The 24744-nt window shown below is 73.1% G+C and carries 23 protein-coding genes and 1 pseudogene; 10 read left to right on the top strand and 14 right to left on the bottom strand.

Annotation, left to right across the window (positions count from 1 at the left end):
* Positions 1–70 precede the first annotated feature (70 nt).
* Positions 71–1006 (bottom strand): SAM-dependent methyltransferase, encoded by a 936-nt coding sequence (locus ACZ407_RS31465; RefSeq protein WP_468134368.1) that lies wholly within the window; start codon positions 1004–1006, stop codon positions 71–73.
* A 236-nt stretch (positions 1007–1242) separates the two neighbouring features.
* Here ACZ407_RS31465 and ACZ407_RS31460 point away from each other — a divergent pair, with 236 nt between their 5' ends.
* Both ACZ407_RS31460 and ACZ407_RS31455 read left to right on the top strand, forming a co-directional pair.
* On the top strand, positions 1243–2445 hold the full coding sequence (locus ACZ407_RS31460; protein ID WP_468134287.1) for a sensor histidine kinase: 1203 nt from the start codon (positions 1243–1245) through the stop codon (positions 2443–2445).
* 3 nt (positions 2446–2448) lie between these two features.
* Positions 2449–3126 carry a response regulator transcription factor gene (locus ACZ407_RS31455; RefSeq protein ID WP_468134285.1) on the top strand — a complete coding sequence of 226 codons (678 nt, stop codon included), beginning with the start codon at positions 2449–2451 and terminating at the stop codon, positions 3124–3126.
* A gap of 174 nt (positions 3127–3300) precedes the next feature.
* Here the strand turns inward: ACZ407_RS31455 and ACZ407_RS31450 are convergent, their stop codons facing one another.
* Positions 3301–4677, bottom strand: a complete 1377-nt coding sequence (locus tag ACZ407_RS31450) for a PH domain-containing protein (RefSeq protein WP_468134283.1) — start codon at positions 4675–4677, stop codon at positions 3301–3303.
* Complete coding sequence (locus ACZ407_RS31445; protein WP_468134281.1) at positions 4674–5174, bottom strand: PH domain-containing protein; 501 nt, start codon at positions 5172–5174, stop codon at positions 4674–4676. The genes ACZ407_RS31450 and ACZ407_RS31445 overlap by 4 nt, the downstream gene beginning before the upstream one ends.
* A gap of 31 nt (positions 5175–5205) precedes the next feature.
* On the opposite strand from ACZ407_RS31445, the gene ACZ407_RS31440 reads away from it, so the two are divergent.
* Entirely contained in the window at positions 5206–6348 is a 1143-nt protein-coding gene (locus ACZ407_RS31440) for an NADH-quinone oxidoreductase subunit D (RefSeq protein WP_468134280.1), read from the top strand.
* Between the two features lie 72 nt (positions 6349–6420).
* Here ACZ407_RS31440 and ACZ407_RS31435 read toward each other — a convergent pair whose 3' ends face one another.
* The 5 genes from ACZ407_RS31435 to ACZ407_RS31415 all read right to left on the bottom strand — a co-directional run bounded on the left by ACZ407_RS31435 (position 6421) and on the right by ACZ407_RS31415 (position 10737).
* Positions 6421–6912, bottom strand: a complete 492-nt coding sequence (locus ACZ407_RS31435) for a peptidylprolyl isomerase (RefSeq protein WP_468134278.1) — start codon at positions 6910–6912, stop codon at positions 6421–6423.
* A 94-nt stretch (positions 6913–7006) separates the two neighbouring features.
* Positions 7007–8206: a hypothetical protein gene (locus ACZ407_RS31430; RefSeq protein ID WP_468134276.1), complete on the bottom strand. Its 1200-nt coding sequence runs from the start codon at positions 8204–8206 to the stop codon at positions 7007–7009.
* A gap of 95 nt (positions 8207–8301) precedes the next feature.
* Complete coding sequence (locus tag ACZ407_RS31425) at positions 8302–9282, bottom strand: ABC transporter substrate-binding protein (RefSeq protein WP_468134274.1); 981 nt, start codon at positions 9280–9282, stop codon at positions 8302–8304.
* A gap of 104 nt (positions 9283–9386) precedes the next feature.
* Positions 9387–10049: an ABC transporter permease gene (locus tag ACZ407_RS31420; protein WP_468134272.1), complete on the bottom strand. Its 663-nt coding sequence runs from the start codon at positions 10047–10049 to the stop codon at positions 9387–9389.
* Positions 10050–10053: 4 nt separating this feature from the next.
* A complete protein-coding gene (locus ACZ407_RS31415; RefSeq protein ID WP_468134270.1) occupies positions 10054–10737 on the bottom strand; it encodes an ABC transporter permease in 684 nt (227 codons plus the stop codon).
* A 162-nt stretch (positions 10738–10899) separates the two neighbouring features.
* Here ACZ407_RS31415 and ACZ407_RS31410 point away from each other — a divergent pair, with 162 nt between their 5' ends.
* Entirely contained in the window at positions 10900–11865 is a 966-nt protein-coding gene (locus tag ACZ407_RS31410; RefSeq protein ID WP_468134268.1) for an ABC transporter ATP-binding protein, read from the top strand.
* Position 11866: 1 nt separating this feature from the next.
* On the opposite strand, the gene ACZ407_RS31405 is transcribed toward ACZ407_RS31410, so the two are convergent.
* The gene (locus ACZ407_RS31405; RefSeq protein ID WP_468134266.1) at positions 11867–12976 is read right to left on the bottom strand and encodes an alpha/beta hydrolase; all 1110 of its coding nucleotides are present in this window, start codon (positions 12974–12976) and stop codon (positions 11867–11869) included.
* 149 nt (positions 12977–13125) lie between these two features.
* Here ACZ407_RS31405 and ACZ407_RS31400 point away from each other — a divergent pair, with 149 nt between their 5' ends.
* The 6 genes from ACZ407_RS31400 to ACZ407_RS31375 all read left to right on the top strand — a co-directional run bounded on the left by ACZ407_RS31400 (position 13126) and on the right by ACZ407_RS31375 (position 18134).
* Positions 13126–14991, top strand: a complete 1866-nt coding sequence (locus ACZ407_RS31400; RefSeq protein WP_468134264.1) for a phosphatidylglycerol lysyltransferase domain-containing protein — start codon at positions 13126–13128, stop codon at positions 14989–14991.
* A gap of 29 nt (positions 14992–15020) precedes the next feature.
* Complete coding sequence (gene folP, locus ACZ407_RS31395) at positions 15021–15896, top strand: dihydropteroate synthase (RefSeq protein ID WP_468134262.1); 876 nt, start codon at positions 15021–15023, stop codon at positions 15894–15896.
* Entirely contained in the window at positions 15893–16342 is a 450-nt protein-coding gene (locus ACZ407_RS31390; RefSeq protein WP_468134260.1) for a nuclear transport factor 2 family protein, read from the top strand. Before folP ends, ACZ407_RS31390 begins: the two co-directional genes overlap by 4 nt.
* Before the next feature lie 284 nt (positions 16343–16626).
* A complete protein-coding gene (gene folB / locus ACZ407_RS31385) occupies positions 16627–16986 on the top strand; it encodes a dihydroneopterin aldolase (protein WP_150209025.1) in 360 nt (119 codons plus the stop codon).
* On the top strand, positions 16983–17591 hold the full coding sequence (gene folK / locus ACZ407_RS31380) for a 2-amino-4-hydroxy-6-hydroxymethyldihydropteridine diphosphokinase (RefSeq protein ID WP_468134258.1): 609 nt from the start codon (positions 16983–16985) through the stop codon (positions 17589–17591). Before folB ends, folK begins: the two co-directional genes overlap by 4 nt.
* Before the next feature lie 48 nt (positions 17592–17639).
* The gene (locus tag ACZ407_RS31375) at positions 17640–18134 is read left to right on the top strand and encodes a DUF3180 domain-containing protein (protein WP_468134256.1); all 495 of its coding nucleotides are present in this window, start codon (positions 17640–17642) and stop codon (positions 18132–18134) included.
* A 73-nt stretch (positions 18135–18207) separates the two neighbouring features.
* Here ACZ407_RS31375 and folE read toward each other — a convergent pair whose 3' ends face one another.
* The 5 genes and pseudogenes from folE to ACZ407_RS31350 all read right to left on the bottom strand — a co-directional run.
* Positions 18208–18813 carry a GTP cyclohydrolase I FolE gene (gene folE, locus ACZ407_RS31370; protein WP_468134254.1) on the bottom strand — a complete coding sequence of 202 codons (606 nt, stop codon included), beginning with the start codon at positions 18811–18813 and terminating at the stop codon, positions 18208–18210.
* A 119-nt stretch (positions 18814–18932) separates the two neighbouring features.
* Positions 18933–20954 carry an ATP-dependent zinc metalloprotease FtsH gene (gene ftsH / locus ACZ407_RS31365; protein WP_468134252.1) on the bottom strand — a complete coding sequence of 674 codons (2022 nt, stop codon included), beginning with the start codon at positions 20952–20954 and terminating at the stop codon, positions 18933–18935.
* A gap of 224 nt (positions 20955–21178) precedes the next feature.
* Positions 21179–21718 carry a hypoxanthine phosphoribosyltransferase gene (gene hpt, locus ACZ407_RS31360; RefSeq protein WP_468134366.1) on the bottom strand — a complete coding sequence of 180 codons (540 nt, stop codon included), beginning with the start codon at positions 21716–21718 and terminating at the stop codon, positions 21179–21181.
* Positions 21719–21803: 85 nt separating this feature from the next.
* Positions 21804–22847, bottom strand: a complete 1044-nt coding sequence (gene tilS, locus ACZ407_RS31355) for a tRNA lysidine(34) synthetase TilS (protein ID WP_468134250.1) — start codon at positions 22845–22847, stop codon at positions 21804–21806.
* Between the two features lie 358 nt (positions 22848–23205).
* Positions 23206–24315 (bottom strand): annotated as a pseudogene (locus ACZ407_RS31350) (zinc-dependent metalloprotease); the annotation flags it as partial.
* Positions 24316–24744: the final 429 nt, after the last annotated feature.

Genomic DNA, 24744 nt, shown 5'->3' with positions numbered 1-24744 from the left:
CCGCTCCGGCGGTCCGGGCGGGGGGGGGGGGGGGGGGGGGCCCCCCCCCCCCCCCCCCCCCCCGCGCGCGTCACGGCACCGGCGGGATCCCCTTCGGCTCCAGCAGCCAGCCGAAGTCGCCCAGGCCGCCGCGCGCGGTCAGCTCCGCCGCCTCCCCCGCCCCCGCCAGGGCGCGTACGTAGCCGGCCGGGTCGGTCGTGGCGAGGGACAGCGGCGGGCGGGCGCCCGAGACGCCCAGCGCGGCGAGGGCCTCGCGCTGGGTGCGGAGCACGGCCCCGGGCCCGGCACAGGAGTCCAGGGCCACGTGCGCGGTGATGTCGCAGCCGCCGTCCGGGACCGGGCGCACCTCGCGGCCCTCCCGGAACCCGGCCAGCGTCCCGTAGGGGGGCCGCTGCGCGCGGGTGTGGGCGTAGTCCACGGCCACCGCGAGACCCCGGTGCACGGTGGCCGCGGCCGCCGCCCAGGCCTCGTCCCGGGTCCGGCCGATCTCGGCCCGCCCGGTGCCGGGCAGCCCGCCGCCGGGCCACCAGCGCTCCAGCCAGGCCGTGTCCGCGGGCTCCAGCGGGCCGCCGGGATGCTCGGCGCCGTCATGGTCCACGAGCAGGTACCGGCCGTCCTCGGCGAGGTCCAGCGGGACGTTGTCGAGCCACTCGTTGGCGAACAGCAGCCCGGTCGTCCCGGCCGGGGGCTCCGCCCGCCACTCGATCCGCGGGTCCAGGCCGGCGGGCCGGGCCGCCCGTTCCACGGCGTACGGGCGGACCCGTGCGGCGGTCTGCGGGGGCAGGGCGGCCAGCACCCCGGAGACCAGTTCCCCGCGCCCGGCCGCCATGTCCACGAAGTCCAGCGCGGCGGGCCGCCCCAGCGCCTCGTCCACCCGCTCCAGCAGCCGGGCCACGGCCCCCGCGAAGAGGGGGGAGGCGTGCACGGAGGTGCGGAAGTGCCCGGCGGGGCCGGGGCCGCCGGGGCGGACGTAGAAGCCGCCGGGCCCGTAGAGCGCCTCGGCCATGGCCTCCCGCCAGGGGCGGGGGGCGTGCGGCCGGTCAGGATCGGCTGCGGGGGCGGCTGCGGGGGCGGCCGGGGCTGCTGCGGGGGCGGCTCCGACCTGCTCCTTCCCGCCGGACGGGGTTGCGTTCACATCCGACAGGCTAGGGCGATCCTCCACCTTGGGGAGTACGTGCCCCGGGCACGGATCGCCCCTCCGGTTGACTCGGGCACCGCCCGTCCTTCCCTACTCTGGGTTACGTGCAGCGCCTCTACGACTTCCTCCGCAGACACCCCACGGGCGTCGACAGCTTCTGGGCTGTGATCCTCTTCGGGTGCGCCTCGCTGGAGCTCGCCGAGTCGTTCCACTCCCTGCGCGAACGCGCCGCGGCCATGCCGGCGGTGATCGCGCTCGCCCTCGCCGTCGCACTGCGCCGCAGGGCCACCCGCAAGGTGCTGTGGCTGACCGTCGGCACGGGGATCTACCAGCTGGCCGTGGGCGCCCAGCCCGGCATCGCCAACCTGGCCATGCTCGCCGTCCTCTACACCGTCGCCGCGAGCGACGAGCCCCGCTGGGTCTCCCGTACCGCCCTCGCCTGGGGGCTGGCCGCCGCGCCGCTGGCGGCGGTGCGGTGGCAGTTCGACAAGGGCACCGCCGAGGACTCGCTCCAGTTCGCCGTCTTCCTGACCGTCCCCTTCGCCCTGGCCTGGGTGCTGGGCGACTCGGTGCGCACCCGGCGGGCCTACTACGCCCAGCTGGTCGAGCGCAACGAACGGCTGGAGAAGGAGCGCGAGGCGCAGGGCAGGGCGGCGGTGGCCGCCGAGCGGGCCCGGATCGCCCGCGAGCTGCACGACGTGGTCGCGCACAACGTGTCCGTGATGGTGGTCCAGGCCGACGGCGCCGCGTACGTGATGGACGTGGCTCCCGACCAGGCCAAGGAGGCCCTGAAGACGATCTCCGGCACCGGCCGGCAGGCCCTCGCCGAGATGCGCCGGCTGCTGGGCATCCTGCGCACCGGGGAGCCCCAGGAGTCCGAGGACTACGTGCCGCAGCCGGACGTGGAACAGATCGAGGTGCTGGTCGAGCAGGTGCGCGCGGCCGGGCTGGACGTGGACTTCGAGGTGGAGGGCGCGCCGCGGCAGCTGCCCAGCGGGGTCGAGCTGACGGCGTACCGGATCGTGCAGGAAGCGCTGACCAACACCCGCAAACACGGGGGGCCGGAGGCGAAGGCCAGCGTCCGGCTGGTCTACTTCGACGACGGGCTGGGCCTGCTGGTCGAGGACGACGGCCGGGGCGCGGCGCACGAGTTGTACGAGGACGGCGGCGCCGACGGCGCCGGGCACGGGCTGATCGGCATGCGGGAGCGGGTCGGCATGGTGGGGGGCACCCTCGATGCGGGGCCGCGGCCCGGCGGTGGGTTCCGCATCAGTGCATTGCTGCCGCTTAAGGGAAAGGGATCCTGAGAGATGTCCATCCGCGTGATGCTGGTCGACGACCAGATGCTGCTGCGCACCGGGTTCCGGATGGTGCTCGCCGCACAGCCGGACATGGAGGTCGTCGCCGAGGCGGGTGACGGGCTGGAGGCGCTGGAGGTGCTGCGGGCCACCGCCGTGGACGTGGTCCTCATGGACGTCCGCATGCCGCGGCTCGACGGGGTCGAGGCCACGCGGCGGATCTGCGAGCCGGAGAACCACCCCAAGGTGATCATCCTGACCACCTTCGACCTCGACGAGTACGCCTTCTCCGGGCTGAAGGCGGGGGCGAGCGGGTTCATGCTGAAGGACGTGCCGCCGGCGGAGCTGCTGGCCGCGATCCGCTCGGTGCACAGCGGGGACGCGGTCGTCGCGCCCTCGACCACGCGGCGGCTGCTGGACCGGTTCGCGCCGATGCTGCCGACGACGGTGGAGGAGCCGCAGCACAAGGAGCTGGAGCGGCTGACCGATCGGGAGCGGGAGGTCATGCTGCTGGTGGCCCAGGGCCTGTCCAACGGCGAGATCGCCGCGCGCCTGGTCCTCTCCGAGGCGACGGTGAAGACGCACGTCGGCCGCATCCTGACCAAGCTCGGCCTCCGCGACCGGGTCCAGGTCGTCGTCCTGGCGTACGAAACGGGGCTGGTCCGCGCGGGTGGTGGCGCGTCCTCCTGACGGGGCTCCCCGACACGTCCCCGGCGGGGCACATCCAGCCCCGCCGGCGTTTGAGGCGCGGGGGTCCGGGGGCGGAGCCCCCGAAACCGGAGGCGGGGCGGAGCTTCCGTGCCCGGCCGGGGCACATTCAAGCCCCGCCGGCGATTGAGGCGCGGGGTGCGGGGCGGAGCCCCGTCAGGTCAGCCAGCGGTCGGGGCGGGCGTCGGCGCGCCCCGTGCGGGAGCGGTCCGCCTGGGCCAGGAGGAGGGCCGCGGCCTCGGCCGCAGGCCGCAGCCGCGCGGTGACCGTCCCGTCGGCCCCCGTGTCCACGTGCACGTCCGCGACCCCCCGCGCCCGCTCCCACGGCCCCTGGCTCAGCCGCACGCTCTGCACCTTCGCATGCGGCACCAGCTCCGTGCGCCGGCACAGCCGGCCCCGCCGGGCCGCGAAGACCTCCGCGGAGACGGCCAGCCCGTACCCCTTCCACCACAGCGGGACCACCCACCGCGCCCCCCGCCGCGGCGAGGGCGCGAACTCCAGGGCCGCCGGATCGACCCCGGGCAGCACCCGGGCGATCAGCGCGGCCGCCGCCTCCCGGCGGGCGACCGGCACGAGCACGTCGTTCTTGGTGCCGGCGACCGCCAGCTCCACCCGGACCCAGCCGCGCCGCCGCCACAGCAGCGGTTCCACGAGGCGTACGGTCTGCACCCGCCCGGGCGGCACCGTCTCGTGGGCCCGGTCCAGCAGCCCGTGGTCGAGACGCAGCCCGTCCGGGGATTCCGCGACCGTCCAGTCGTATTCGGCGAGGAACCGCCCGGCGCTGCCGGACCAGGCCGCGCCGAGCACCGGCACGACGGCCGCCACGGCGGCCCACGGGCTCGCGCTCACCCACCAGACCAGCACCGGGAGCACCACCCCGGCCGCGACGGCGGCCCACACGGCGCCGTTCAGGAGGAAGGACACGGCCAGGTCCCGCGGCGCGACCCGCAGCAGTTCGCGGGCCGGCGCCTCCCCCGCCTCCGCCGCCGCCTCGGGGGCGAAGCCGGCCGCGCGGGCCAGCAGCTCGGCGCGCAGGGCCTGGGCGTCCCGTTCGCCGAGGTAGGCGAGCTCGTCCTTGTCCTCGGTGCCGATCACGTCGAGCTTCAGCTTGGCCACCCCGGCCAGCCGGGCCAGCAGCGGCCGGGTGACGTCCACCGCCTGGAGCCGGTCGAGCCGGATGTGCGCGGTGCGGCGGAACAGCAGTCCGGTCCGGATCCGCAGCTCGGTCTCCGTCACCGCGTAGTAGGTGAACCACCAGGTCAGGAACCCGTACAGGCCGGCCAGCAGGAGTATCGCGGCGAGGACCGCCGTGCCGAGGCCGGTGGACAGGCCGTGGGACCACTCGCGGGCCCGTTCGGGCTGCTGCACGACCAGGCCGGCCAGCACGGCCAGCGGTGCCCAGGCCCGCCGCAGGGGGGTGACGGGGTGCAGCCTCCGCTCCCCTTCCCGCAGCCCGTTCGCCCGCCCGCCGGCCTCCCGCGCCCCGGACAGGCCCTCCCCGGTCCCGCCGCCCGCGCCGCCCGGACCCTTCACAGCCCCGCCGACCTTGCCTCGCCCAGCTCCGTGAGCCGGTCGCGCAGCCGTTCGGCCTCGGCGGGCAGCAGGCCGGGGATCCGCGCGTCGGTGGCGGCCGCGGCCGTGTGCAGCTGTACGGAGGCCAGGCCGAAGCGCCGTTCCAGCGGCCCGGACGTGACCTCGACCAGCTGCATCCGGCCGTACGGCACCACCGTCTCCTCGCGCCACAGCACCCCGCGGGCGATCAGCAGGTCGTCGGCGCGCTCGGTGTACCGCCAGGACCGCCAGTTCCGCCCGAGCACCACCCAGCCCCATCCGAGCAGGGCGAGCGGCAGGGCGGCGAAGGCCGCCCAGGCCGGGCCCGCGAACACCCCCAGCAGCACCCCGCCCACCACGGCCGCCGCCATCGTCCACACCGCCAGGAGCAGTCTGCGCAGCTTCAGCAGACCCCTCGGAAGGCCGGTCCACTGCGGTCCGGCGGTGCCGCCGCGTCCATCGGTCGTCCCCGTATCCATGGATCAACCCTAGGGCTGAGACACTGTGCGCATGACGGAGACGACGGTCGGCATCGGCGGTGCTGCGGAGAGCACCGACATGGTGCTCAACATCGGGCCCCAGCACCCTTCCACGCACGGCGTGCTGCGCCTGAAGCTCGTGCTGGACGGCGAGCGCATCGTCAGCGCCGAGCCGGTGGTGGGCTACATGCACCGCGGCGCGGAGAAGCTGTTCGAGGCGCGCGACTACCGCCAGATCGTCATGCTCGCCAACCGCCACGACTGGCTGTCGGCCTTCTCCAACGAGCTGGGCGTGGTCATGGCCGTCGAGCGGATGCTCGGCATGGAGGTGCCGGAGCGGGCGGTGTGGATGCGCACCCTGCTCGCCGAGCTGAACCGGGTGCTGAACCACCTGATGTTCCTCGGCTCGTACCCCCTGGAGCTCGGCGGCATCACCCCGATCTTCCACGCGTTCCGCGAGCGCGAGGAGCTCCAGGCGGTCATGGAGGAGATCTCCGGCGGCCGCATGCACTACATGTTCAACCGGGTCGGCGGCCTCAAGGAGGACCTGCCGCTGGGCTGGCTGGGCCGGGCCCGCGCCGCCGTGGCGGACGTCACCTCGCGGATGGGCGTGTACGACGACCTGGTGGGCGGGAACGAGATCTTCCGCGGCCGTACCCGCGGGGTGGGCGTGCTCTCGGCCGAGGCCGTGCACGGCTTCGGGGTCAGCGGTCCCATCGCGCGCGCCTCGGGCGTGGACTTCGACCTGCGCCGGGACGAGCCGTACCTGGCGTACGGGGAGCTCCAGGACACCCTGCGGGTGGTGACCCGGCAGGAGGGCGACTGCCTGGCCCGTTTCGAGTGCCTGCTGGAGCAGACGCACAACTCGCTGGAGCTGGCCGTGGCCTGCCTGGACCGGCTGGCGGAGCTGCCGCCGGGCCCGGTGAACCAGCGGCTGCCGAAGGTGCTGAAGGCGCCCGAGGGGCACACGTACGCGTGGACGGAGAACCCGCTCGGCATCAACGGCTACTACCTGGTGTCGAAGGGCGAGAAGACCCCGTACCGGCTGAAGCTGCGGTCGGCCTCGTACAACAACATCCAGGCCCTGACGGTGCTGCTGCCGGGCACGCTGGTCGCGGACATGGTCGCGATCCTGGGCTCGCTGTTCTTCGTGGTCGGCGACATCGACAAGTAGCCGGCGGACCGGCACACGGCGGAGGCCGGCACCCCCGCGGGGGTGCCGGCCTCCGGCGCGCCGGGGTGCGGCTCAGACGGTGCCGCAGTCCTCGATGACGATCTTCTTGCTGGTGCGGCCGGACTGGCTGCCCAGCGCCTCGATGGCGGTGACCACGTCCATGCCGGAGACGACCTCGCCGAAGACGACGTGCTTGCCGTCCAGCCAGGAGGTGACGATCGTGGTGATGAAGAACTGCGAGCCGTTGGTGTTCGGGCCCGCGTTGGCCATGCTGAGCAGGCCCGGCTTGGTGTGCTTCAGCTCGAAGTTCTCGTCCGCGAACTTCTCGCCGTAGATCGACTTGCCGCCGGTGCCGTTCTGGTTGGTGAAGTCACCGCCCTGCAGCATGAACTCGGGGATCACGCGGTGGAACGGGGAGCCCTTGTAGCCGTAGCCGTGCTGGCCGGTGGCCAGCTCGCGGAAGTTCTGGGCCGTCTTCGGGACGATGTCGTCGAACAGCTTGAACTCGATGCGGCCGAGCTTCTCGCCGTCGGCGGACACCTCGAAGAAGACGTTCTGACCCATGCTCTGCTCCTCTGGGATTTCGGTTCGGTCGCATCCGAGCATAGGAGACGGCCCGTACGGAGCCCGTCACCGGCCGCCACGGCCGCCGACGGCGTCAGGAGATCGCGGTCCGCAGCGAGGCCACGTCGATGACCTCGGTCTCGTCGTGCGCGGTCAGGTCGATGACCTGGCCGACGGCCCCGTGACCGGGATCGCGCGGCTTGAAGGCGGGGTCGGCGGACTCCGCCTTGTGGACCGCGAGGGCCTCGGCGCCGACCACGTCGGCGAGGTCCTCGTTCTGCACGGCCTCGATGGCGGCCTTGGCCCGGTCGGCGGTCTTGGTGCCGAAGAAGTCGAAGCCGCCCTCGACGCGGGAGGCGCTGCGGCGGGCCGGGGCGTACGGCTCGACGCTGGTGGCGGCGGGGGCGGGCCGGCGCGCGGGCAGCGGAGACGTTTCCGCATCGGCGGGCCGGGCGGCCGGTACGGGCTGCTGCACGGGTACGGCCGACTGCGCGGGCACGGCGGCCTGCGGGGGCACGGGCGCCTGCGCGGGCGCGGCCGGCTGCGGGCGTACGGCCGAATGCGCGGGGACGGGCGCCTGCGCGGGCACGGGCTGCTGCGGGCCCGCGGACGGTCCGGCGCCCGGCGGCAGCGCGGCGGCCGCCTGCGGGCCGGCCGGGAGGGCGGCCGGTGCCGGCCGCTCGTGCTCGGCGGCCGCCGCGGCCTCCGCCGCCGCCTCCGCCTTGCGCAGCAGGGCCGTCAGGGCGGCGTTGGCGCGGGCGTAGCCCACCGGGGTCGGGGCGCCGGCCGCGGTGCGCTCCTCGGAGACCGCGGGCAGGGCCTTGGCATCGGCGGCGGCGGTGACCTCGATGGCCAGCAGCCGCTGCGCTTCGAGGGCGCCGGCCCGCTCGGTCTCGGCGGTGGCGTACCGGCGCAGCAGGGCCGCGTGCTCCCCGCGCAGCTTCGCGAGTTCGACCCGCTTGGAGCGCAGCTTCTTGTCGAGCTTGGCGCGCAGGGCCCGGGACTCTTCGAGGTCGGACTCCAGCTCGGCCAACCGGTCTTCGGTGCGCCACTCGTCCCGCACCCGGGCCCGGGTCAGTTCGGCCACCTTGCGGCCCGCAGCCCGGTCCCAGCCGCGCATCACGACGGCGCCGGCGACGGCCGAGGCCGCGGTGAGCGCCACCAGGAGACGCAGCGCCAGGGGCTCCGCGAGCAGCCAGGCGAGGGCGGCGGCGGCGAGCGGCACACCGGCTATCGCCGAGGGCGTCAGGAGCCGGTGCAGGGGCTGGGATTGGCGGTGGCGTCCACGGGGCATGGCCTGAAATTTACAGGGCGTGGCCCCCGTGTGGGGCAACCGGCGGGCAATCTGTTTCCCGTCGGTTGCCCCACAAGTCGATCACGGTCGGGCGGCTACTTCTTCAGCAGGCCCTTCGACTCCAGATATGCCTTGGCGACGTCGGCCGGCTTGGCCCGTTCGGCATCCACCTTGCGGTTGAGTTCCACGAGGTCGGCCGTGGTCAGGGCCTTGGTGAGCTTGTCGAGGACGGCGGCGACCTCGGGGCTGCCCGCTTCCTTCGCATTCACCACCGGCAGCACGTTGTCGGCGTTCTGGAGCTTTTTGTCGTCCTCCAGCAGGACCAGGCCGAAGCTGTCCAGGGTGGCGTCCGTGGTGGTGGTCAGGACGAGCTGGTCCACCCCGTCCTTCACGGCCTGCTTGGCCTGCGGGGTGCCCACTCCCTTCGGGTCGATACCGGAAACATCGATTCCGTATTTCGACTTCAGGCCCACCGCGCAGAAGGGCCGGACGGCGCATTCGTCCCCGGCCGCGATCTTGACCTTGATCTTGGAACGACCGAGGTCCGAAAGGGTCTTGAGCTTGTTCTTCTCGGCGAATTCCCGGCTGACCGCGAATGCGTTCTGGTCCACCGCCGCACCGGCCGGCAGCACCTTCAGGCCGAGCGGCCCGGCGAGCTTCTCCAGAGCCGCCACCGTCGCCGCCACGTCGCTGGACGCGACCGGCTTCTGTTCGGGCGCCTTCGGACCGTTCACCTTGGCGTTGAGGAATTCCGCCAGGGTGGCCGCGTATTCGGGCACCACGTCGATCTGGCCCTTCTCCAGGGCCGGCTCGTACAGCTCGCGGCTGCTGACGGTGGTGATCGAGGCGCCGTACCCGGCGTCCTTCAGCAGCTGCGCGTACAGCTCGGCCAGCACGTTCGACTCGGTGAAGCCGGCCGCGCCGACGACCAGCGAGCCCTTCGCCGCCGTGCCGGACTGCGCGGAGGCGCCGCCGTCCTTGCTCTTCTCCAGGCTGTCGCCGCCGCATGCGGCGAGCGAGCCCGCCAGCGCCAGCACGCCCAGGGCCGCGCCGAGGACACGCGAGGTCTTGCTCATCAGAACTCCGTTCACGGGATGGGGACTCGGACAGGGTGGAGCGAAACCTTCGGGGGTGGCGGCCGGGGCGGCGGGCCGGGCCGGCCGCCCGCGGTCCGGCGGGGTCAGCGGCGCACCGGGCCCAGCATCCGGTCCACGGCCACCAGCACGCCTTCCACCACGAGCGCCAGCAGCGCCACCAGCAGGGCGCCCGCGACCACCTGCGGGGTGTTGTACGTGGTGAAGCCGGCGGTGATGATGCGGCCGAGGCCGCCCTGCCCGACCATGGCCGCGATGGTGGCGGTGGCCACGACCTGCACGGCGGCCGAGCGCAGACCCGTCATCACCAGCGGCCGGGCCAGCGGGAGTTCCACCTGCCGGAAGACCTGCCCGCCGGACATCCCCATGCCCCGGGCGGCCTCCACCACCGCCCGGTCCACCCCGCGCATGCCCACGTACGCGTTGGTCAGCAGCGGCGGGACCGCGAAGAGCACCAGGGCGGTGACCGTGGGCACGTAGCCCGCGCTGCGCAGCGGGGAGACCATGAACAGGGCGAGCACGGCGAACACCGGCACGGCCCGCCCCACGTTCGAGACGTTCACGGCGAGCGCCCCGCCGCGGCCCAGGTGCCCGAGCCACAGCCCGACGGGCAGCGCCACCGCGCACGCGATCAGCAGGGCCAGCCCGCTCACGTACGCGTGCTCGGCGAGCCGGTGCCACACCCCGTTCTCCCCCGACCGGTTGGCCCCGTCCGCGAGCCACTCCCAGGCCTGTCCCAGCACGCCCACGGCCTCAGGCCCCCTTCGCCGCGGCCGCCCGGGCCCACGGGGTCAGCAGCCGCTGGAGGCCCAGCAGCAGCAGGTCGGCGGCGAGGGCGAGCAGCACGCACAGCACCGAGGCGGTGAGCACCTGCGCCTTGAAGGAGGTGCCGACCGCGGGGGCGATCAGGTTGCCCAGGCCGCCCTTGCCGACGATCGAGCCGACCGTGGTCAGGGCCACGGTGGAGACGGTGGCGATCCGCACCCCGGCGAGCAGGGCGGGCAGCGCGAGCGGGAGTTCGACCTGCCAGAGCAGCCGGGCGGGCCCGTAGCCCATGCCGCGCGCCGCCTCCCGCACCTCCTCCGGTACGGATTCCAGCCCGGCCAGTACGTTCCGTACGAGGATGGTCAGCGAGTACAGCACCAGGCCGGTGACCACGAGCGAGGCCGACAGCCCGAACAGGGGCAGCAGCAGGGAGAACATGGCCAGCGAGGGGATCGTGTAGAGGAGGGTGGTCAGGCCCAGCACGGGCGCGGCCCAGCGCGGGCCGCGGCGGGCGAGCAGGGCCAGCGGCAGGGCCACCAGCAGGCCGATCGCGACGGAGAGCGCGGTGATCCAGACGTGCTGCACGGTGGCGTCGGTCAGCTCCTGGCTGCGCGAGCGCACGTACTCCCAGCAGACCCAGTCGTTCGCCACCAGGCAGTTCGGTGCCGCCATCCCCCTCACCCCCCGTCAGCGTGCTCGTCCCGTACGCGTGTCCGGCCGTTGCGGCCGCTCCTTGCGACCCTAACCCGGTACGGGCGGCGGAGCGGTGATCTTTTGCACCGGGGCAACACTCCCTTCACGCAACCCTGTCATCGCTGCGCGAAGATGGACGGTGTGATCCGATTCGAGCATGTGACCAAGCGCTACGCGGACGGGACCACCGCCGTGGAGGACCTGTCCTTCGAGGTGGCGGAGGGGGAACTGGTCACGCTCGTCGGGCCTTCGGGCTGCGGCAAGACGACCACGATGAAGATGGTCAACCGGCTCATCGAGCCGAGCAGCGGGCGGATCCTGCTCGGCGGCGAGGACATCGCGGCCGCCGACCCGGTGGAGCTGCGGCGGCGCATCGGCTACGTGATCCAGCAGGTCGGGCTGTTCCCGCACAAGACGGTGCTGGAGAACACGGCGACCGTCCCCCGGCTGCTGGGCCGCGGCCGGGCGCAGGCCCGGGCCCGGGCGGCGGAGCTGCTGGAACTGGTCGGGCTGGACCCGGCGGTGTACGGCGGCCGCTACCCGGAGCAGCTGTCGGGCGGGCAGCGGCAGCGGGTCGGGGTGGCGCGGGCGCTGGCGGCGGACCCGCCGGTGCTGCTGATGGACGAGCCGTTCGGCGCAGTGGACCCGGTGGTCCGCGAGCGGCTCCAGAACGAGTTCCTCGCCCTCCAGCGGTCCGTCCGGAAAACGATCCTGCTGGTGACGCACGACCTGGAGGAGGCGGTCCGGCTCGGGGACCGCATCGCCGTCTACGGGCACGGCACCATCGAGCAGTTCGCCCCGCCCGCGGAGGTGCTGGGCGCGCCCGCGAACCCGTACGTGGCGGGCTTCGTCGGATCGGACCGCGGGCTCAAGCGGCTGGCGGTCACCCCGCTGACGGCGGCCGACCTGGAGCCGGCCGAGGCGGCGGAGCCGGCGGGCCCGGAGGTGGCGCTCGGGGTCTCCCTGCGGGAGGCGCTGGCGCTGCTGCTGCAGGAGGACTCGGGGCGGATCGCGGTGACGGATCCGCAGTCGGGGGCGCGGGCGGGGGTGCTCACCCCGGCGGGCGTGCACCGGGCCCTGCGCCGCGCGGAGCCGCAGAAGGGCTGATTCAGGCCTGGAGGCGGCCGCTCAGCCAGACGAGCATCGGCGGGATCTCGCGGCGCCAGGTGTTGAAGTTGTGGCCGCCGCTGTCGAGGATGATCGAGGACACGCGGTCGGGGGACTTCACCTCCGCGATGAACTGCTTGGTGCCCTTGATGTTGCTCTCGCCCTTCTTGCTGCTGGTCACGAGGAAGGACGTGCCGGCCGGGGTCTTCTGCTTCAGGCTGCGGAGGATGTCGGCACGCTGTTCGAGCGCCTTGTCCCCGTGGAAGAGGTCGCCGGTGGTCGGGTCGTCGGCGGCCTGGTAGTACGCGGACAGGCCCACGGCCACGCCGAAGGTGTCCGCGTGGTGGATGCCCATCTTCAGGGCGCAGTAGCCGCCGGTGGAGTTGCCCACGAAGGCCAGGTTCTGCGGCTTGCCGCCGACCCGGTAGCTCGCGCGGACCGCCTGGGGCACGTCCTTCGCGAAGAAGGTCTCCGTCTGCGGGCCGCCCGGGATGTCCACGCACTCGGTGTCCCGGGGCGGGGCCACGGTCGGCCGCATCATCACCAGGATCATCGGCTTCATCTTGCCGGCCTTGGCCTGCTTGAAGGCCGTCATCGGGTAGTTCAGCCCTTTGACCAGGTTCTCCGCGATGCCCGGGTAGCCGGTGAGGACCACCGCGGCCGGGAAGTTCTCCTTGGCGTACTGCGGCTGGAAGTACTCCGGGGGCAGCCAGACGAACCCGGGGCTGGCTATCTTCGAGTGCTGCCCGGTCAGGACGATCTGCTGGATCTGGCCGGCCACGGCCGGCTTGCCGCCGCCCGGCACGTCCAGCTTCCGGGTGCCGGTCACCCGGATGTCCTTGGCGCCGGCCGAGTGGTCGACCACCACGCCCATTTCCTTCTCCTGACCGAACAGGTCGGCCCAGCTGCCGTAGAAGAGAAACGATTTGTTCGCGGCGAGGCCGACCGCCGAGAACAGCGCCAGCTGAGTCGCCAGCAGCAGGCCGATCCGGCCGGCGTAGGCGCGCCAGGTGCGGCCCGACAGGCGCGGCCAGTACCAGACCGTGGCCGCGAAGAGCAGCACACCGGCCAGGATGGCGATCGCCAGAACCGTATTGCTGGTGAGACCCATGAGCAGTCTGTGACTTTCTGGTGGCGGGTGGAGTTTTTTCTGCCGAAACAGTGAACCCGCTCCCACTCTGCGCCGTCCTAGTGTGCGCACATGTCCGGATGCCGCTGTGGCAGCTCGGCCACAGGATCACTCACGGAACACGGGAAGCGATGTCTAGCAGGATAGATGGCGATAAGTCGGGACAGGTTCCGCACAAGGTCCGCCGTATCCTCCGCGGGCCAAAGCCCGAGTCGGTGCCCGGGCTGGTCGGCACGGCCGCTGCCGTCGTCGGCCTCCTGGACATCGCGGCGGGCGTCTTCCCGCGCTTCCGGCACAGCCGGATCCACGCGGTCACCGAGGTGCTGCCGGGCTCCCTGGGGCCCTTCGCCGCGGCCCTCGCGCTGAGCGCCGGCGTCCTGCTGCTGCTGCTCGCGCACGGGCTCAAGCGCCGCAAGCGCCGCGCCTGGCGGGCCGCCGTGGTCCTGCTGCCCGCCGGGGCCGTCGCGCAGTTCACGTACCGGCACTCCGTGATCGGCGTGCTGATCGCCGCCGCCCTCCTCGCGCTGCTCCTGCGCCACCAGGGTGAATTCAACGCCCTGCCGGACCCGCGCAGCCGCTGGAAGGCCCTGGCCAACTTCGTGCTGATGAGCGCCGGCTCCATCGGCCTGGGCCTGGTCATCGTCAACTCGCACCCGCGCCGGGTGATCGGCGACCCGGGCATCGCCGAGCAGATCACGCACGTCGTCTACGGGCTCTTCGGCTTCGAGGGCCCCGTCGACTACTCCGGCCGGGTGTCCTGGACCGTCGGCTACTCCCTCGGCGCCCTCGGCATGCTGACCGCCATCACCACCATCTACCTGGCCTTCCGCCCCGAGCACCCGGCCGCCCGGCTGACCGCCGACGACGAGGCGAAGCTGCGCGAGCTGCTCGCCAAGCACGGCGGCCGCGACTCCCTGGGCCACTTCGCCCTGCGCCACGACAAGGCCGTCGTCTTCTCCCCCAGCGGCAAGGCCGCCGTCACCTACCGCGTGGTGTCCGGCGTGATGCTGGCCTCCGGAGACCCGATCGGCGACGTCGAGGCCTGGCCCGGCGCCATCGAGCGGTTCATGGACGAGGCCCGCGCCCACTCCTGGACCCCCGCCGTCATGGGGTGCAGCGAGACCGGCGGCGAGGTGTGGACCCGCGAGACCGGGCTGGACGCCCTGGAGCTCGGCGACGAGGCCATCGTGGACGTCAAGGACTTCTCCCTGAGCGGCCGCCCGATGCGCAACGTCCGCCAGATGGTCAAGCGCATCGAGCGCAACGGTTACAGCACCAAGGTCCGCCGGGTCAGCGAACTGGACGAGACCGAGCTGGCGCACGTACGGGCCGCCGCGGCCGCCTGGCGCGGCACCGACACCGAGCGCGGGTTCTCCATGGCCCTCGGCCGGGTCGGCGAGGCGGGCGACGGGGACTGCATCATCGCCACCGCCCACCGCGCCGACGAGGAGGGCGCCCCGGCGTCCCCGTACGGCGACCTGAAGGCCGTGCTGCACTTCGTGCCGTGGGGCCCGGACGGCATGTCCCTGGACCTGATGCGCCGCGACCGCGCCGCCGACCCCGGCATGAACGAGCTGCTGATCGTGGCCGCCCTGCAGGCCTGCCCGGACCTGAAGATCGAGAAGGTCTCGCTGAACTTCGCGATGTTCCGCTCGGCCCTGGCCCGCGGCGAGAAGATCGGCGCCGGCCCGGTGCTGCGCATGTGGCGGGGGCTGCTGGTCTTCCTTTCCCGCTGGTTCCAGATCGAGTCCCTGTACAAGTTCAACGCGAAGTTCCGGCCCCGCTGGGAGCCCCGCTTCGTGGTCTTCCGCACCACCCGCGACCTGCCCCGCATCGGCTTCGCCGCGATGCAGGCCGAGGGCTTCGTGACCCTGGCCCTGCCGCGGCTGCTGTCGCGCCGGTCCACGCCCCGGCAGCGGCCCTGCGCCCACGCCACCGTGACCGCCGCCAAGGTCGTGGCCCAGGCCCCCGCCGAGCGCGAGGTCCAGGCGGCGTAGCCCTTCTCCCCCGGCCCTACCCTGGAGGCATGAACACGTTGCGCGGTGCAGGCAGCGCCAGGGGCCGGGTCGAGGGGCTGCCGGACTGGGACCGCTGTGCGGTGATGGGGGTCGTCAACGTGACCCCCGACTCCTTCTCCGACGGCGGCCGCTGGTTCGACACCTCGGCGGCCGTCAAGCGCGGGCTGGAACTGATTGCCCAGGGCGCCGACCTCGTCGACGTCGGCGGCGAGTCCACCCGGCCGGGCGCCAGCCGCGTGGACGCCGAAGAGGAGCTCCGCCGAGTCGTCCCGGTGGTCCGCGGACTGGCCTCCGAAGGGGTCACCGTCTCCGTGGACACCATGCGGGCCGCCGTCGCCGAGCAGGCGGTGGCCGCCGGGGCCGTCCTCGTCAACGACGTCAGCGGCGGGCTCGCGGACCCCGCGATGATCCCGGCCGTCGCCGCCGCCGACGTGCCCTTCGTGGTCATGCACTGGCGCGGGTTCAGCGCCGACATGAACAGCCTGGCCGTGTACGACGACGTGGTGGCCGAGGTCACCGCCGAGCTGCGCGCCCGCATGGACGCCGTCATCGACGGCGGGATCTCCCCCGAGCGGCTGCTCGTGGACCCCGGCCTCGGCTTCGCCAAGCAGGCCGAGCACGACCTCGCCCTCGTCGCCCACCTCGCCGAGCTGCACGCCCTGGGCCGCCCGCTGCTGGTCGCGGCCTCCCGCAAGCGCTTCCTCGGCCGGGTGCTGGCCGCCGATCCGGCGGCCGCCCCGCCGCCGGCCCGCGAGCGCGACGCCGCCACGGCCGCCGTCTCCGCGATCGCCGCCCACGAGGGGGCCTGGGCGGTACGGGTCCACGAGGTGCGGGCCACCGCCGACGCCGTACGCGTGGCGCGGGCCGTCGAGGGCGCCCGGTGAGCCCGAGACGCTCCGAGTCGGAGGCCGTCGAGCAGCTCAACACGGCCTACTACGACGCCATGGAGCGCGGGGACTTCGAGGAGCTGTCCGGGCTGTGGCTGGACGACGAGATCTCCTGCGTGCACCCCGGCTGGCCGGTGCTCTCCGGCCGCGGCGAGGTGCTCCGCTCGTACGCCCTGATCATGGCGAACACCGAGTACATCCAGTTCTTCCTGACCGACACCAAGGTGACGGTGATCGGGGACACCGCCGTGGTCACCTGTACGGAGAACATCCTCAGCGGGGGGCCGGCCGAGGACGGCGCCGGGCTGGGCCCGCTGGTGGGCCAGCTGGTGGTCGCGACGAATGTGTTCCGCCGCACACCCGCCGGCTGGCGGCTGTGGTCCCACCACGGCTCCCCCGTGCTCACGGACTCGGACGAGGACGAGGACGAGCCGGGCGGCTGAGCAGGGCCCGCCCGCCGGTGCGCCCCAAGGCCCCCGGCCCCCTGCGGCCCCGCGCACCCCGCCCGTCCGGCCGCCCCGTACGGGCCGGCGGAAGGCTGTCGTCCGCCCCCGCCGGGCACACGCGATCCGGAGGCGCAGGGGGCCGTTCGGCCACCCCATGCGCGCCCGCTGTCACCGCTCGCAGGTAAATTCGAAGGAGGACGACGCCGACCGCACTCGGCGTAGGCCCATGGGACCGGGAAGCCCCGGGACCGGAAGAACCTACGAAAGCAGGAGTGATTCGCGTGGATCGTGTCGCGCTGCGCGGCCTCAAGGCTCGCGGGCACCACGGCGTCTTCCCCCGGGAGCGCGAGGAGGGCCAGACCTTCATCGTGGACCTGGTGCTCCACATCGACACCCGCCCGGCGGCGGCCGACGACGACCTGGCGAAGACCGTCCACTACGGGGTCGTCGCCGAGGAGGTCGTGGACGTGGTCCAGGGCGAGCCGGTGGACCTGATCGAGACCCTGGCCGAGCGGATCGCCCAGCAGTGCCTCAAGCACGAGGCCGTGGCCCAGGTCGAGGTGGTCGTGCACAAGCCGGACGCCCCGATCACGGTCCCCTTCGACGACGTGACCATCACGATCACCCGGAGCCGCGCATGAACGACGGCATGAACGCCCAGAGCGACCCGACCGTCCAGCCCGTGCCGGCCTCCGTGGTGGAGGCCGTGGACGCGGCCGACGTCACCCTCTCGAACCCGAAGTGGGCGGTCGTCGCCCTCGGCTCGAACCTCGGCAACCGCATGGAGACCCTCCAGGGCGCCGTCGACGCCCTCGGGGACACCCCCGGCCTGCGCGTCAAGGCCGTCTCCCCGGTCTACGAGACCGAGCCGTGGGGCGTGGACCCCGGCTCCCAGCCCTCGTACCTCAACGCGGTCGTCCTCGTGAAGACCACCCTGCCCCCGGGCTCCCTGCTGGAGCGCGGCCAGGCCGTCGAAGAGGCCTTCGACCGGGTCCGCGAGGAGCGCTGGGGCCCCCGCACCATCGACGTGGACATCGTCGCCTACGCGGACGTGGTCTCCGACGACCCCGTCCTCACCCTGCCGCACCCGCGCGCCCACCAGCGCGCCTTCGTGCTGGCCCCCTGGCACGACGTGCAGCCGGACGCCCAGCTGCCCGGCCGCGGACCGGTCGCCGCGCTGCTGGCCGCGCTCGGCACGTCCGGTGTCACGCCGCGCCCCGACCTGGAACTCCGCCTGCCGGAGTAGTCGTTAGCCTGTGGACTGCCAGCAGTGCGGAAAGCGGGGAGCGGGCACGTGAAGCAACTGAGGCCGGTCGTCCTTGCCGGCATCTTCCTGATCGCCGGGGTCCTGTCCTGGGCGGGCGCCAAGCTCTGGAACGCGTACGGCACCCTGCCCGGGGTCCCGCTGGCGGCCCCCATCGTCCTCGCGGTGATCGCGGTGGTCCTGCTCGCGACCGCCCTGTCGCTGCGCGCCCGGCTCCGGGCCCAGCGCGAGCGGCGCCCGGGCGCCAAGGGCGTGGAACCGCTGATGGCGGCCCGCTCGGTGGTCTTCGGGCAGGCCAGCGCCCTGGTGGCGGCCCTCGTGGCGGGCATGTACGGGGGCACGGGGCTCTTCCTGGTCCTCGACGGCCTCGAGGTACCGGCCCGCCGGGACCAGGCCCTCTACGCGGGCCTCGCGGTCCTCGCCGGCGCCGGGGTGATCGCCGCGGCCTTCTTCCTGGAGCACGTCTGCAAGCTCCCGGAGGACACCGACGAGAACGGCTCGGGCAACGCCCGGGCCCGCGCCTGACCCCGCACCGCACGCGAAGAGCCCTGATGCCCGGCCGGGCATCAGGGCTCTTCGCGTCCGCGCCGGGGCGCGGTCAGCGGGCCATTATCAGGCTCATGGCCTCGTTGCGGGTCGCCGTGGCGCGGAGCTGGCCGCGGACCGCGGAGGTGGTGGTCTTCGCGCCCGGCTTGCGGATGCCGCGGACCGACATGCACATGTGCTCGGCCTCGATCACCACGATCGCGCCGCGCGCCTCCAGGATGTCCATCAGGGAGTCGGCGATCTGCGTGGTCAGGCGCTCCTGCACCTGCGGGCGGCGGGCGAAGACCTCGACCAGCCGGGCCAGCTTGGACAGGCCGGTGATCTTGCCGCTCTCCGCCGGGATGTAGCCGACGTGGGCCACGCCGTGGAACGGGAGCAGGTGGTGCTCGCACAGCGAGACGATCTCGATGTCCTTCACGAGGACCATCTCGTCGTGCCCGAGGTCGAAGGTCGTCGTCAGGACGTCCTCCGGCTTCTGCCACAGTCCCGCAAGGATCTCCCGGTACGCCCGGGCCACGCGGGCCGGGGTCTCCAGGAGGCCTTCGCGGTCCGGGTCCTCGCCGACCGCGATGAGGAGCTCACGGACGGCGGCCTCGGCGCGCTTCTCGTCGAACTCGCCGATCTTGCCCACGCCGTCGAGAGTCACTGGGTCGGTCATCTGTGCCTCGTTCCTGTGTTCCGAACCCGCATGCGAACGTACGCACGCGAAAGTGCCGCGCCCCCCAGGCTAGAACCTGGGGGGCGCGGCATCCATTCCGGGCCGGTCGGGGCCGGGGATCAGGCCTCGGAGCGGTCCTCCGGGCCCACCTCCAGACCCTTCTCCGTGGAGACCGGGGCCGCGCTGCCGTTCGCCGCGTTCGTCAGCGACAGCTCCTTGGGGGAGAGCACCGGCGGACGGGTGGACGGGGTGCGGCGGGCGGAGCCGGTCCACGCGGGGCGGGCCGGGCGCTTGACGATGGTCGAGAAGATCTCGGCGATCTCCTCCTTGCCCAGCGTCTCCTTCTCCAGGAGGGCGAGGACCAGGTTGTCGAGCACGTCGCGGTTCTCGACCAGGATCTCCCAGGCCTCGTTGTGCGCGGTCTCGATGAGCTTCTTGACCTCTTCGTCGACCAGCGCCGCGACCTCTTCCGAGTAGTCGCGCTGGTGCGCCATCTCGCGGCCCAGGAACGGCTCGGTGTTGTCCCCGCCGAACTTGATCGCCCCGAGGCGCTCGGTCATGCCGTACTGCGTGACCATCGCGCGGGCCGTGGCGGTGGCCTTCTCGATGTCGTTGGCCGCGCCCGTGGTCGGGTCGTGGAAGACCAGTTCCTCGGCCGCGCGGCCGCCCAGCATGTACGCCAGCTGGTCGAGCATCTCGTTGCGCGTGGTCGAGTACTTGTCCTCGTCGGGCAGGACCATGGTGTAGCCCAGGGCCCGGCCGCGGGACAGGATCGTGATCTTGTGGACCGGGTCGGAGTTCGGGGAGGCCGCCGCGACCAGGGCGTGGCCGCCCTCGTGGTACGCGGTGATCTTCTTTTCCTTGTCCGACATGATCCGGGTCCGCTTCTGCGGGCCCGCCACGACGCGGTCGATCGCCTCGTCCAGCATGTGGTTGTCGATCAGCTTCTTGTCCGAGCGGGCGGTCAGCAGGGCCGCCTCGTTCAGGACGTTGGACAGATCGGCACCGGTGAAGCCGGGGGTGCGGCGGGCGACGGCCGACAGGTCGACGTCCGGCGCGACCGGCTTGCCCTTCTGGTGGACCTTGAGGATCTCCAGACGGCCCTGCATGTCCGGCCGGTCGACGGCGATCTGCCGGTCGAAGCGGCCCGGGCGCAGCAGCGCCGGGTCGAGGATGTCCGGCCGGTTCGTGGCGGCGATCAGGATGACCCCGCCCTTCACGTCGAAGCCGTCCATCTCGACGAGCAGCTGGTTGAGGGTCTGCTCGCGCTCGTCGTGGCCGCCGCCGAGGCCCGCACCGCGGTGCCGGCCGACGGCGTCGATCTCGTCGACGAACACGATCGCCGGAGCGTTGGCCTTGGCCTGCTCGAACAGGTCGCGGACGCGCGAGGCGCCGACGCCGACGAACATCTCGACGAAGTCGGAACCGGAGATCGAGTAGAACGGGACCCCGGCCTCGCCCGCGACGGCGCGCGCGAGCAGGGTCTTGCCGGTGCCGGGCGGGCCGTACAGCAGCACGCCCTTGGGGATCTTGGCACCGACGGCCTGGAACTTCGCCGGCTCCTGGAGGAACTCCTTGATCTCGTGGAGCTCCTCGACGGCCTCGTCCGACCCCGCCACGTCGGCGAAGGTCGTCTTCGGGGTGTCCTTGGTGATGAGCTTGGCCTTGGACTTCCCGAAGTTCATGACCCGGGAGCCGCCGCCCTGCATCTGGTTCATCAGGAACAGGAAGACGACGACGATCAGGACGAACGGCAGGAGCGAGAGCAGGACCCCGAGGAACGGGTTCGTCTTGTCGGGCGAGACCGAGTAGCCGCTCGGGATCTGGCCGTTGTCGGAGTTGGTCTGGAGCTGCTTGGCGATCTCGACGCCCTGGTCGCCGATGTAGTTCGCCTGGAACTTGCTGCCGCTCTCGTCGTCGAGCTTCTGGCCGTCCTTCAGCTCGATCTTGATCATCTGGGAGTCACCGGTGGTCAGCTTCGCCGACTCGACCTGGTTCTGGCTGATCGCGTGCAGAACCTTGCTGGTGTCCACCGACTTGTAGCCGCCGGACGAACCAACGACATTCATCAACACGACCACGGCGAGGACGGCCAGCACGATCCACATGACCGGCCCACGGAAGTATCGCTTCACGTCCATCCATACGGGGTGGCGTGCACCCCGTCCCTCCTGCCCGTAGGTAAATGCTGCTGCGAGTGAGACTGTGAGTAAGAACTGCTCTTCGGTTCTTCGGAATGTACCCCTGCATTGTCACCCGTGGCATCGCGCTACGGCTGACAAACCCGCCTTCCCCTGCTCCAACGGCAGGAATCCCCGGCAGGTTCCCCGGCGGCAGGGCCGCCGGGGACTCGCAGACGGGTGACTCAGCCGCCGTAGACGTGCGGCGCGAGCGTGCCGACGAAGGGCAGGTTGCGGTACTTCTCGGCGTAGTCGAGGCCGTACCCGACGACGAACTCGTTCGGGATGTCGAAGCCGACCCACTTCACGTCGATGGCGACCTTGGCGGCCTCGGGCTTGCGCAGCAGCGTGACGACCTCGAGGGAGGCCGGCTCGCGGGAGCCCAGGTTCGACAGCAGCCAGGACAGCGTCAGGCCGGAGTCGATGATGTCCTCGACGATCAGGACGTGCTTGCCCTTGATGTCGGTGTCGAGGTCCTTGAGGATCCGGACCACGCCGGAGGACTGGGTGCCGGCCCCGTACGAGGACACCGCCATCCAGTCCATGGTGAGCGGGGTGGACAAGGCGCGCGCCAGGTCCGCCATCACCATCACGGCGCCCTTGAGGACACCGACGATGAGCAGGTCCTTGCCCGCGTATTCCGCATCGATCTTCGCGGCCAGCTCGGCCAGCTTCGCGTCGATCTCTTCCTTGGTGATGAGCACCGACGCGAGGTCGCTGCCCATGTCCTTCTCGTCCACCCGTATCACTTTCGTTGTCGGCCGGGGCTCCGGGGGATGCCCCGGAGGACTCAGCCGTGTTTCAGCACCATCAGCCCTGCCGGATGACAAGTCTGCCACCCTGGCGCCGGGCCTCGACGCGGCCGGGCAGGTTGATGGCCCCCTGGCCGCGCCATCCGGTGATCAGCCGGTCGACTTCTTCGATGTGCCGGGCGAAGAGCGAGCCGGCGGGGGAACCGGCCGCGACGACCGCCCTGCGCAGCACCCGGCGGCGGACGGCCGGGGGCAGGGCGTAGAGCTTCGCGCACTCCAGCTGGCCCGCCTCGTCCCGTACGGAGGCGTCGGCCTGGGCGGCCCAGGAGTCGAGCGCGTCGGCATCGTCCCGGGACAGCTGGGCGGTACGGGCGAGCGCCTCGACCACGCCCTTGCCCAGGGCCTTCTCCAGGGCGGGCAGCCCCTCGTGGCGCAGCCGGGAGCGGGTGTAGGCCGGGTCGGCGTTGTGGGGGTCGTCCCAGACGGGCAGGGACTGGACCATGCAGGCCTTGCGGGCGGTCTGCCGGTCGATGTTCAGGAAGGGCCGCCGGTAGCGGGCCGGGGCGCCGCCCGTGCCGCCGGACTTCTCGGCCATGCCGGACAGCGAGCGGATGCCGGAGCCGCGGGCGAGTCCCAGCAGGACGGTTTCGGCCTGGTCGTCGCGGGTGTGCCCGAGCAGGACGGCGGCGGCGCCGAGCCGCTCGGCGGCCTCGTCGAGGGCGGCGTAGCGGGCGTCGCGGGCGGCGGCTTCGGGTCCGCCGTCGCGGCCGACGCGGACGGAGACGGCTTCCACGGGGTCCAGGCGCAGCGCGGTCAGGCGGGTGGCGACCTCGGCTGCGCGCAGGTCCGAGCCGGGCTGGAGGCCGTGGTCGACGGTGATCGCGCCGGCGCGGACGGAGAGTTTGGGGGCCTCGAAGGCGAGGGCCGAGGCGAGCGCCATCGAGTCGGCGCCGCCGGAGCAGGCGACGAGGACCAGGGGGCGCGCCGCGGCGGAGCCGGCGGGGAGGCCGGCGGCGGGGGCGGTGGTGGTGTCGGTGAGGACGTCGTGGAGTACGCGGCGGACCGCCAGGCGTATCGCTGCGACCGCAGGATGGGGACCCATGTCCGGTGCCCTTCGGTGGAGTTGGGGTGCCTCGGGGTGTTTCTTCGGGGTGTGGCTCGGGGTGCACTCGGGGCGCTCCGGCAGCGGCCGCGCGGGGCGGGGCCGGGCCGGATGTCACTCAGAGTGCGTCGATGGTGACAGAGACGAGCCGTTCCCTGAGCATCGCACGCCTATCCACGGCCCACGGTCCCTCGGATGGGTGATGCTGGGGGCCCCACAGAGGCACCTTTGTGCCCCACGCGTCACTCGTTTCGCGTCAGCGTTCCCCATTCTCACGGTCGGTGCCGTCCCCGCGGGAGCCGTCGTCCCCGCGGGTCCCGTCCGCGCCGTTCTCGCGGGTGCCGTTCTCGCGGATGCCGTGCACGCGGGCGACCCAGTCGGCGGGGCGGGCGATCTCGGCCTTGGTCGGGAGGGTGTTGGGCGAGGTCCACACCCGGTTGAAGCCGTCCATGCCGACCTGGCCGGCCACGGCCCGTACGAAGCGCTCGCCGTCGCGGTACTGGCGCAGCTTGGCGTCGAGGCCCAGGAGCCGGCGCAGCGCCGCGTCCAGCCGGCCGGCCCCGGTGGCCCGGCGCTTCTGGAACTTCTCGCGGATCTCGGCGACCGAGGGCACGACCTCGGGGCCGACCCCGTCCATGACGTAGTCGGCGTGCCCCTCCAGCAGGGACATCACGGCGGTCAGGCGGCCGAGGACCTCGCGCTGCTCCGGGGTCTGCACGAGCTCGACCAGGGAGCGGCCCTCGCCCGACTCGCCGTCGGGGCGGGCCCCGGCCAGGGACTGGGCGGCCTCGCGCAGCCGCTCCAGCACGGTCGCCGGGTCCATCTCGGTGGCGCCGAGGAAGGCCTGGATCTCGCCCTGGAGGTGGTCGCGCAGCCAGGGCACGGCGGTGAACTGGGTGCGGTGGGTCTCCTCGTGCAGGCAGACCCAGAGCCGGAAGTCGTGCGGGTCCACCTCCAGCTCGCGTTCGACGTGGACGATGTTCGGGGCCACGAGCAGGAGCCGGCCGCCGCCGTGCGCCGAGCCGGGCAGGTCGCGGCCGGCCGGGGCGAAGGTCTCGTACTGGCCGAGCACGCGGGAGGCCAGGAAGCTGAGGAGCATGCCCAGCTCGACGCCGGTGACCTTGCCGCCGACCGCGCCGAGCACGGCCCCGCCGGGGCCGGAGCCGCGGCGTTCCTGCATCCGGTCGAGGAGGGGGCCGAGGAGGGCGCGGAAGCCGGCGACGTTGGCCTTGGCCCAGCCGGCCCGGTCCACGACGAGGACCGGGGTGTCGTGCACGTCCGCCCCCTCGGGGAGCATCCGGGTGTACGCCCGTACGTGCCGCTCCGAGGCCTTGGCGTGTCTGCGCAGCTCGGCCACCACCGCGCGGGCCTCGTCCCGGCTGACCTCCGGGCCGGGGCGTACCAGTCGGGTCGCGGTCGCCACCGCGAGGTTCCAGTCGACCATCTCCGCACCACCGATGCTCGTCATGCGTCAACCGTACGTGTCCCCCCGCCACCCCCTCCAGCCACCGCCCCCGCCTTTTCCCCCCGGGACCCCGCCCCCGACCCCCGCGCCTCAAACGCCGGCGCGGCTGAAGTGGGGGCTCCGCCCCCGGCCCCCCGCGCCTCAAACGCCGGCGGGGCTGGAGTGGGGGCTCCGCCCCCGGTCCGCCGCGCCTCAAACGCCGGCGGGGCTTGATTTTGCCCCGCAGGGTCTGTCCTGCCGCGCCCATTCCAGCCTCGCGGGGCAAACCCAGCCTCGCAGGGCACACCTCCAGCCTCGCCGGGCACGCTCCAGCCTCGCGGGGCACACTTCCAGCCTCGCCGGGGGGTGGGGGGGGGGGGGGGGGGGGGGGGGGGAGGTGGGGGGGGGGGGGGGGGGGGGGGGGGAGGGGGGGGGGGGGAGGGAGGGGGTGGG

The sequence above is a fragment of the Streptomyces sp. NPDC030809 genome (genome assembly GCF_055572195.1).
Note: the sequence above shows the minus strand (reverse complement) of the source record. Positions and strands in the feature narration are given on the sequence as shown.

Bases quoted from the DNA above. Each gene is read 5' to 3' on its own strand.
- ACZ407_RS31465 (WP_468134368.1), bottom strand. From the start codon at position 1,006: ATGGCCGAGGCGCTCTACGGGCCCGGCGGCTTCTACGTCCGCCCCGGC.
- ACZ407_RS31455 (WP_468134285.1), top strand. From the start codon at position 2,449: ATGTCCATCCGCGTGATGCTGGTCGACGACCAGATGCTGCTGCGCACC.
- ACZ407_RS31445 (WP_468134281.1), bottom strand. From the start codon at position 5,174: ATGGATACGGGGACGACCGATGGACGCGGCGGCACCGCCGGACCGCAG.
- ACZ407_RS31440 (WP_468134280.1), top strand. From the start codon at position 5,206: ATGACGGAGACGACGGTCGGCATCGGCGGTGCTGCGGAGAGCACCGAC.
- ACZ407_RS31435 (WP_468134278.1), bottom strand. From the start codon at position 6,912: ATGGGTCAGAACGTCTTCTTCGAGGTGTCCGCCGACGGCGAGAAGCTC.
- ACZ407_RS31430 (WP_468134276.1), bottom strand. From the start codon at position 8,206: ATGCCCCGTGGACGCCACCGCCAATCCCAGCCCCTGCACCGGCTCCTG.
- ACZ407_RS31425 (WP_468134274.1), bottom strand. From the start codon at position 9,282: ATGAGCAAGACCTCGCGTGTCCTCGGCGCGGCCCTGGGCGTGCTGGCG.
- ACZ407_RS31415 (WP_468134270.1), bottom strand. From the start codon at position 10,737: ATGGCGGCACCGAACTGCCTGGTGGCGAACGACTGGGTCTGCTGGGAG.
- ACZ407_RS31405 (WP_468134266.1), bottom strand. From the start codon at position 12,976: ATGGGTCTCACCAGCAATACGGTTCTGGCGATCGCCATCCTGGCCGGT.
- ACZ407_RS31400 (WP_468134264.1), top strand. From the start codon at position 13,126: ATGTCTAGCAGGATAGATGGCGATAAGTCGGGACAGGTTCCGCACAAG.
- folP (WP_468134262.1), top strand. From the start codon at position 15,021: ATGAACACGTTGCGCGGTGCAGGCAGCGCCAGGGGCCGGGTCGAGGGG.
- folK (WP_468134258.1), top strand. From the start codon at position 16,983: ATGAACGACGGCATGAACGCCCAGAGCGACCCGACCGTCCAGCCCGTG.
- folE (WP_468134254.1), bottom strand. From the start codon at position 18,813: ATGACCGACCCAGTGACTCTCGACGGCGTGGGCAAGATCGGCGAGTTC.
- ftsH (WP_468134252.1), bottom strand. From the start codon at position 20,954: ATGGACGTGAAGCGATACTTCCGTGGGCCGGTCATGTGGATCGTGCTG.
- hpt (WP_468134366.1), bottom strand. From the start codon at position 21,718: ATGGGCAGCGACCTCGCGTCGGTGCTCATCACCAAGGAAGAGATCGAC.
- tilS (WP_468134250.1), bottom strand. From the start codon at position 22,847: ATGGGTCCCCATCCTGCGGTCGCAGCGATACGCCTGGCGGTCCGCCGC.